Genomic DNA, 1,618 nt, shown 5'->3' on the forward strand with positions numbered 1-1,618 from the left:
AGTAGGAAAACCATGAGTGCTCCATCGGATACTGCGATGACGTCTAAGACCTTATAGACTAGTGTCTCGAAGAAGTTCAATTTTCTTACCTATCGTCGAGCATGAGCGATGGCGCGTTAGCGACATTGCTCACTGCGACTTGTTCGGTAGTTTCGTTTCGTAGTGAGTGCCTTTCAGCAGGGTCCGTTCTAATCCGAAGTTGGGTATCGAATTACTTGCTCTGAGAAATTCTTCATCGCTCAAACTAGAAGACTGTTCGATGCTGCATTCCTTCAGATTCCACGCCCAGCAGATGTGGTCTAGGAGGTGCCCTAAATCAACTTCAAGTCCACCCTCGCAATCCTCCTTCATTTTCCCTTCTCTTATTTCGTTTAAGAGCGTGCCGACATGGTCATGCAGCTCGGATATCTGAAATTCTAGGTGGTCAAGGTTCATATTCATTCACCGAACGTAAAGGATGATCAAGTAGAGGAGCGCAGCGACTCGGAGTTGATCACTCCGCCTTGATCTGCCTTCCATCGGCGGCGCTTCGAAAAGAAGAAGTAGGTCAAGGCAGACACAAGTGCCATGACGATCACTGCTTGATCGATATCTTTTTTGATTCTACCACCCCAGATCATAAACCAAATGAAGTAGCCCAAAGTCGAGGCCGTCACGCAAAGGATGAATGGTAAGATTCCTTTCTTCTGTTTTTCTATTTTTAATTTCCAGAAGATCAGGCCGTGGATAAATGCGGGCAACGCGAGGATGATATAGAAAAACGGCAGACCCAGAGTAAAGATGGTAAGCATCCCACCAAGTGACCCTGAGTTCTCCCATAAGAGTAGATCGAGAGCTAAAGCCATCGGTGGGACACTCGCTAGATGGACTAGGCTGCTCTTTACTGGGGCTTTCATTTCTTTTGCAGATCGATGAGCTCTGGCATCCCAGCCTTAGAGCTCAAAAGTTTAAGTGGTTATCGGATGTTTTGGGCGTAAATGGGATTGTCCAGCAGCGACTGGATCTACGCTTCATTTGGTCGGTTCGTTGTGGTTGATCGAGTGGTCAATTCTGATTCCTTTTTTCTTTGGTCCAAATATGGCAAATCCGGCAAGTCCGAGAATTGTAAGAATCCACATCGACCACACAAAGAACGCTGAAATTCCATCCATACTATTACCGCCTCCGAAGCTGCCAAAAGCTGCACTTAAGATCAAGCCGTAGATGAAAAATGCACACACCGCTAAACTCAGTATTCCTGACATGACTCTTAGGGCTATCAGCATTCTTCTTTTTGTAGATCAGATTTATTAGTGTATTTTAGCTTCACGATAGAGGTAGGTATAGCTGTTTCAAGCTTATTAATGTTTGTTATGTATCTCTTTATCTAAGAGTGGTTTTTGTCTTTTCTTGCTGGTAAGGGGGCAATCATCTGAGATGGTGGTGGGACAAAATGTCTCCGAACACGCGCGCGTGGGGTTATTGGGCCCTCAGTGTTGCTTTGCTTTTTGCGTATATTTTTTACCCTTGCAATTATGTGAACGGGTGATCATGTATGAACTTATGACCATATTATCATTCCCTAAATGGTCGGACGCGTTAGAGGCGGCAGATTTACCGCTTAAGGAGCGTGACCGGC

At 45.4% G+C, this 1,618-nt stretch carries 3 protein-coding genes; all 3 read right to left on the bottom strand.

Annotated elements, in window-relative coordinates:
• Window positions 1-129: 129 nt before the first annotated feature.
• The 3 genes from QEH52_RS19540 to QEH52_RS19550 all read right to left on the bottom strand — a co-directional run bounded on the left by QEH52_RS19540 (window position 130) and on the right by QEH52_RS19550 (window position 1,244).
• Window positions 130-441 (bottom strand): hypothetical protein, encoded by a 312-nt coding sequence (locus tag QEH52_RS19540; RefSeq protein ID WP_308952640.1) that lies wholly within the window; start codon window positions 439-441, stop codon window positions 130-132.
• 20 nt (window positions 442-461) lie between these two features.
• Window positions 462-896: a hypothetical protein gene (locus QEH52_RS19545; protein WP_308952641.1), complete on the bottom strand. Its 435-nt coding sequence runs from the start codon at window positions 894-896 to the stop codon at window positions 462-464.
• Window positions 897-1,010: 114 nt separating this feature from the next.
• Window positions 1,011-1,244, bottom strand: coding sequence for a hypothetical protein (locus QEH52_RS19550; RefSeq protein WP_308952642.1), 234 nt, complete (start codon window positions 1,242-1,244; stop codon window positions 1,011-1,013).
• Window positions 1,245-1,618: the final 374 nt, after the last annotated feature.

This window comes from Thalassobacterium maritimum (genome assembly GCF_031127805.1).
Taxonomy (GTDB): Bacteria; Verrucomicrobiota; Verrucomicrobiia; order Opitutales; family Coraliomargaritaceae; genus Thalassobacterium; species Thalassobacterium maritimum.

Coding starts and splice junctions, on each gene's coding strand:
- QEH52_RS19545 (WP_308952641.1), bottom strand. CDS start 896: ATGAAAGCCCCAGTAAAGAGCAGCCTAGTCCATCTAGCGAGTGTCCCA.
- QEH52_RS19540 (WP_308952640.1), bottom strand. CDS start 441: ATGAATATGAACCTTGACCACCTAGAATTTCAGATATCCGAGCTGCAT.
- QEH52_RS19550 (WP_308952642.1), bottom strand. CDS start 1,244: ATGTCAGGAATACTGAGTTTAGCGGTGTGTGCATTTTTCATCTACGGC.